The 5,813-nt window shown below is 63.6% G+C and carries 5 protein-coding genes; all 5 read right to left on the reverse strand.

The genetic code is table 11. The annotated features are described in order from the left end of the window. On the reverse strand, positions 1-299 hold a 299-nt coding region (locus AA309_RS24050), incomplete at its 3' end, for an FAD-dependent oxidoreductase (RefSeq protein WP_047191570.1). 78 nt (positions 300-377) lie between these two features. After that, the gene (gene mce / locus AA309_RS24055; RefSeq protein WP_047191573.1) at positions 378-788 is read right to left on the reverse strand and encodes a methylmalonyl-CoA epimerase; all 411 of its coding nucleotides are present in this window, start codon (positions 786-788) and stop codon (positions 378-380) included. 30 nt (positions 789-818) lie between these two features. Beyond that, positions 819-2,987: a methylmalonyl-CoA mutase gene (gene scpA, locus AA309_RS24060; RefSeq protein ID WP_047191571.1), complete on the reverse strand. Its 2,169-nt coding sequence runs from the start codon at positions 2,985-2,987 to the stop codon at positions 819-821. Next, positions 2,984-4,909 (reverse strand): methylmalonyl-CoA mutase subunit beta, encoded by a 1,926-nt coding sequence (locus tag AA309_RS24065; RefSeq protein ID WP_047191572.1) that lies wholly within the window; start codon positions 4,907-4,909, stop codon positions 2,984-2,986. The genes scpA and AA309_RS24065 overlap by 4 nt, the downstream gene beginning before the upstream one ends. Positions 4,910-4,916: 7 nt before the next feature. Continuing rightward, the coding region (locus AA309_RS24070) for a biotin/lipoyl-containing protein (RefSeq protein ID WP_047191574.1) at positions 4,917-5,813 on the reverse strand (897 nt) is incomplete at its 5' end.

Raw genomic sequence — 5,813 nt, forward strand, 5'->3', positions numbered from 1 at the left:
TTGGGCATGAACACGTTGGGCAGGCGGATGCCGCCCGCGTGTCCCAGATACATGAACTCGTCGGCCGTCACTTCAGTCTTCAAGGGACGGTCCGGATCGTTGCGCCATTCCGGCAGGAGGGCATCGAGGCCGATCGGGTCGATCACCGCGCCGGACAGGATGTGGGCCCCGACCTCGGAGCCTTTCTCGACCACGACGACGGAAATGTCGGCGCCCTGTTCCGCCGCCTGCTGCTTGAGGCGGATGGCCGCGCTGAGACCTGCAGGGCCGGCGCCGACGATCACGACGTCGAACTCCATCGATTCACGGGCTATGCTTTGTACCTTATCCAATGAGCGTCCTTCCTTAACTGCCCGAGCCCAAGTCACTGGGCTCGCTTATTGTGCGATTTCTTCAAGTTCGATCAGTGTTCCGTCGAAGTCTTTCGGATGGAGGAACAGGACAGGTAGGCCATGAGCCCCGAGTTTCGGCTCTCCTGTTCCGAGGACGCGAGCCCCACCCGCCACCAGGTGATCACGGGCAGCTCTAAGATCTCGAACTTCGTAGCAGATGTGGTGCATCCCACCAGAAGGATTGCGACCCAGGAATGCTGACACTGGGGACTTGGTACCGAGTGGAGTCATCAGTTCAGTTTTCGTGTTCGGCAGTTCAACAAAGCAGACGGCTATACCATGCTCGTGCAGATCGACTGGCGCAGATACATTCGTTCCAAGCACCTTCGTGTACCGTTCTCGGCTAACTGCCAGATCCGGCACGACAATAGCGACATGGTTCAGTTGCCCAATCACGAGATCGCTCCCAGCATTCATCCTAAGTTCCTATTCAGCGGCCTCTCCTGGCCTGAAGCCGAAGCGCGTGTTTAATTCCGCGATCAAGTTCACGGCCGCATCGGCGATCACCGTGCCGGGCGGGAAGATCGCCGAGGCACCGGCTTTGTAAAGCGCATCGAAATCCTGCGGAGGGATCACACCGCCGACGACGATCATGATGTCCTCACGGCCGAACTTGGCGAGCTCCGCTTTCAGCTCCGGCACGAGCGTCAGGTGGCCTGCTGCGAGCGACGAGACGCCGATGATATGCACGTCGTTTTCGATGGCCTGACGCGCTGCTTCCGCGGGTGTCGCAAAGAGAGGACCGACGTCGACGTCGAAGCCGAGATCGGCGAAGGCCGAGGCGATCACCTTCTGGCCACGGTCGTGACCGTCCTGGCCCATCTTGGCGACGAGAATGCGCGGCCGGCGGCCGTCATCGTGCTCGAACTGCTCCACGAGTTGGCGGACCCTCTCAACGGCAGGTGAAGCCATGCCGACCTCCCGTTTATAGACGCCCGAGATCGCCTTGATCTCAGCGCGGTGACGGCCCCAGACCTTTTCGAGGGCATCGGAAATTTCGCCCACGGTCGCCTTCGCGCGCGCGGCCTTGACGGCGAGGTCGAGCAGGTTGCCCTGACCTGTCGAAGCACCCTTCGAGAGCGCGTCGAGGGCTACATCCACATCCGCCTGGTTGCGCTCGGCGCGCAGCTTCTTGAGCTTCTCGATCTGCTGGGCGCGCACCGCCGCGTTGTCGACCTTCAGGATGTCGATGGAGGCTTCGTCCGTGGGTTTGAAGGCATTCACGCCGATGATCTTCTGGTGGCCTGAATCGATGCGTGCCTGTGTGCGGGCCGCGGCCTCCTCGATTTTCAGTTTCGGAATGCCAGCCTCAATGGCCTTTGCCATGCCGCCAAGTGATTCCACTTCCTGAATGTGGCTCCAGGCTTTCTCCGCGAGTTCCTGCGTCAGGCGCTCGACATAATACGAGCCGCCCCAGGGATCGATGATGCGCGTGGTGCCGCTTTCCTGCTGCAGAAAGAGCTGCGTATTGCGGGCGATGCGTGCCGAGAAATCGGTGGGCAGCGCCAGCGCCTCGTCGAGCGCATTGGTGTGCAGCGATTGCGTGTGGCCTTGCGTTGCCGCCATGGCTTCGACGCAGGTGCGCACCACGTTGTTGAACACGTCCTGCGCAGTGAGCGACCAGCCCGAGGTCTGCGAATGCGTGCGCAGCGGCAACGACTTCTCGGATTGCGGGTTGAAGCCCTTCACGAGCTTCGCCCAGAGCAGGCGCGCGGCGCGCATCTTGGCGACTTCCATGAAGAAGTTCATGCCGATTGCCCAGAAGAAGGAGAGGCGCGGCGCGAACTGATCGATGGTGAGGCCCGCCTGGAGACCGGCACGGATATATTCCACGCCGTCGGCAAGCGTGTAGGCGAGTTCCAGATCCTGCGTCGCACCGGCTTCCTGCATGTGGTAGCCGGAGATCGAGATGGAGTTGAACTTCGGCATGTTCGCCGAGGTGTAGGCGAAGATGTCCGAGATGATGCGCATCGAGCCCTTGGGCGGGTAGATGTAGGTGTTGCGCACCATGAATTCCTTGAGGATGTCGTTCTGGATCGTGCCCGAGAGCTTCGGGGCCGGAACGCCTTGTTCCTCGGCGGCCACGATATAGAGCGCGAGCACGGGTAGCACCGCGCCGTTCATGGTCATCGACACGCTCATCTGATCGAGCGGGATGCCGGCGAACAGCGTACGCATGTCGTAGATGGAATCGATGGCGACACCCGCCATGCCCACGTCGCCCGCCACGCGCGGGTGATCGGAATCGTAGCCGCGATGGGTCGCGAGGTCGAAGGCGACCGAGAGGCCTTTCTGACCGGCCGCGAGGTTGCGGCGGTAGAAGGCGTTGGAATCCTCAGCAGTGGAGAAGCCTGCGTATTGGCGCACGGTCCAGGGCTGGTTCACATACATGGTGGGATAGGGGCCGCGAAGATAGGGCGCGATCCCCGGATAGGTGTCGAGGAAGTCGATCCCGGCGCGGTCCTCCGGGCCGTAAGCGGCCTTAACCGCGATGCCTTCCGGCGTGAGCCAGGGCTCGGCTTGAAGCTGTTCTGCGGGCGAGGCTTGGGAAACGCCGGCCCAATCAAGGCTCGAGAAATCCGGGATGCTGGTCATGGACCTTTGCCCTCCGCTCGATGTGAGGTGGACCCATCGAGTGCTGCATGGATAGGAGCGAGCACAGACAACAGATTGCAGCCGCTGTAGATGAAATCCCGAATTCCGGCCGAGCGGGGCGCGTCCTCCCGTAGGATCGGACGTCCCGCCATATACACGAGCGAGCCCCCTGCCCGCTCGACAGCCCGAGCGGTCTCTTCGGCTGTGGTCTCGTTCGGCGTGATTGCGCCCTCGGCAGGGCCGAAGTACACCTCATCCGACGAGCAGATACATACGGCTTGGGCGCCTGAGGAAGCGAAGGCGACCGTGAGAGCATGAAGAGATGGGAAACCATCGTTGGTGATGGCCTCGACCCCACCTGCTTCGAAGAAATTCTTGGCGAAAGTCGCCCGAGCCGTGAAGGCGGAGACCGGGCCGAGATTGGCAAGGAACACTTTTGGGCGCGCGCCAGTCTTGGCGAGGTAGGCGTCCGACAGGTCGCGCAGGCGCTCGAAGGCCTCCGCCGTACGGACGGAGGGCAGGGGCGTGACCGACACGGCAGCTTGGCCAGTCTCCTGCTTTGCCGCAGGCGCGGCCGGCATCAGCACCGTGACATCCGCCTCGTGAGTGTTCGGGAATTCACTCGTGCCGGTGATCGGCTCCCTGCGGGTGGCGACCGCCTTCTCCCGCTGTGCGCGAACGCTGGCGATGCGATTCTGGACAGCTCCCTGCCTGAGGCACTCGAGCATGCCACCCTCGCGCTCGATCTCCTGAAACAGGCTCCAGGCTCTCTCGCAGAGCGCATCGGTCAGCGCCTCGAAGCCGCCGGCGCCTGCCGCAGGATCGGCCACGCGCCAGAGATTCGACTCCTCGAGCAGCACCAGCTGGGTGTTGCGCGCCACGCGGCGCGCGAAGGCGTCGGGCAGGCCGAGAGCCGCCGTGAAGGGCAGAACCGTGATCGCATCCGCCCCGCCGATGCCGGCCGAGAAGGTGGCGACCGTCGCGCGGAGCATGTTCACCCACGGATCGCGCTTGGTCGTCATGCGCCAGGCGGTTTCCGCATGCAGGCGGATGGGGTTCGGCTCCAGGCCGCAGGCCTGCTCAACTTTAGCCCATAGGCGGCGCAGCGCCCGGAATTTAGCGACCGTGAGAAACTCGTCCGCATCCGCCACCAGCAGGAAGGACAAGGTTTTGCGGGCGGCATCGAGGGAATGGCCTTGGGATTCAAGCGCCCGCAGATAGCTGACGCCTGTCGCGAGAACGGCGGCCAATTCCTGCGCTTCGCTTGCGCCCGCCTCGTGATAGGCGCGCCCGTCCGCCAGGAAAGCGCGGCCGTTGAAGCCTTTCTCGGTCAGGCTCTTCAGCATCGCGCCGATGCGGGCCGAGACTTCGTTCCACTCAGCCGCAAGGCTTCCCTGGGAGGCCAAGCCGCCGATCGGATCCATCCCGAGATCGAGCGACAGATCCGACAGCTTGTGGCCGCGCTTTTCGGCGAGTGTGATGAGAAGCTCCGCCATGGGGCGGCCCTTGCCGCCGGCATCGAGCCGCAGATGGATGAGGTCGAGCATCACGCCGGAGAGTGTCCTGTCGAGATCCTCGACCGTCTCGATTGTCACGCCGAACCCGCGCGCGGCGGGGGCTTTGCGGGTGACGAGGGTCAGCGCATCGGTGCCGTTTTCGAGATCCGCGAGGGCGAGTTCATTGGCCTTGGCCGGATCGGGATGATCCACCCGCTGCGACACGCGCCAGCGCCCGGCCTGCTCGCGTGCGATCCGGGCTGCTCCCTCCGCCTTGGGATAGAGCGGCTGGATCTCGATGCCGTCATAGGTGCGACCGACGAGCTTCTTGGTGAAATCGGCCCCCTTCAACACCCCCTCGACCAGCTTGAGCCATTGCTCGCGGGGGGCTTGCGGGAAATCGACGGCAAGAGAGAGAGCGTCCATGGCCACCTCAGGCGAACTCGAGAATGACCGCATCGACCGCGAGGCTATCGCCCTCCTTGGCATGAATTTTGGCAATCGTACCATCGCGCTCGGCACGCAGCACGTTTTCCATCTTCATGGCCTCGACGATGCAGAGCGGTTCGCCGGCCTTCACCTCCTGCCCCTGAGACACGCTGATCGCCTTCACGAGCCCCGGCATGGGGCAGAGCAGCTGCTTGCCGGTATCGGCCTCCTGGCGCTCGGGCATGAGAGCCGCCAACTCGGCTTCGCGCTTGGTATAGACGCGCACCTCGGCCGAGGCGCCCGCATGCGAGAGCGCGACACCATTGAGAATGGGCCGCACCTGCACCGCAACGGTCTCACCACCCACCGTGCCGGTCCAGACCAGCTGGCCCGGAACCCACGCGGATTCAATCGGCCAGGACTGGCCATCGATCACGACGGCAAAACCGCCCTCGATGTCCTCGATCACCACATCATGTCGCTCGGAGCCAAGGAGCACCACGCGCTCCCGGTCGAACTTGAAGGCCGAGGCGGCGCGCATCTGGCCCGAGATATGGCGCTTGCGCTCGTTCATGAGGTGGTCGATGGCAGCCCCCACGGCCGCCATGCGCAGAGCCACCTCTCCTTGAGGCGCAGGAGCCTTGAAACCTTGCGGGAACTCCTCCGCGATGAAGCCCGTGGAGAGCTTGCCTCTCTTCCAGCGCGGATGCTGCATGAGGGCGGAGAGGAACGGAATGTTGTGGCGAATGCCGTCGATGGCAAAGGCGTCGAGCGCCGTGGCCTGAGCCTCGATCGCCTGCTCTCGAGTCGGCGCATGGGTCACGAGCTTGGCGATCATCGGATCATAATAGATCGAGATCTCGCCGCCCTCGTAGACGCCGGTATCGTTACGCACGGTCAG

This window comes from Microvirga vignae (genome assembly GCF_001017175.1).
In the GTDB taxonomy this organism is placed as follows: domain Bacteria; phylum Pseudomonadota; class Alphaproteobacteria; order Rhizobiales; family Beijerinckiaceae; genus Microvirga; species Microvirga vignae.

Coding starts and splice junctions, on each gene's coding strand:
- scpA (WP_047191571.1), bottom strand. CDS start 2,987: ATGACCAGCATCCCGGATTTCTCGAGCCTTGATTGGGCCGGCGTTTCC.
- AA309_RS24065 (WP_047191572.1), bottom strand. CDS start 4,909: ATGGACGCTCTCTCTCTTGCCGTCGATTTCCCGCAAGCCCCCCGCGAG.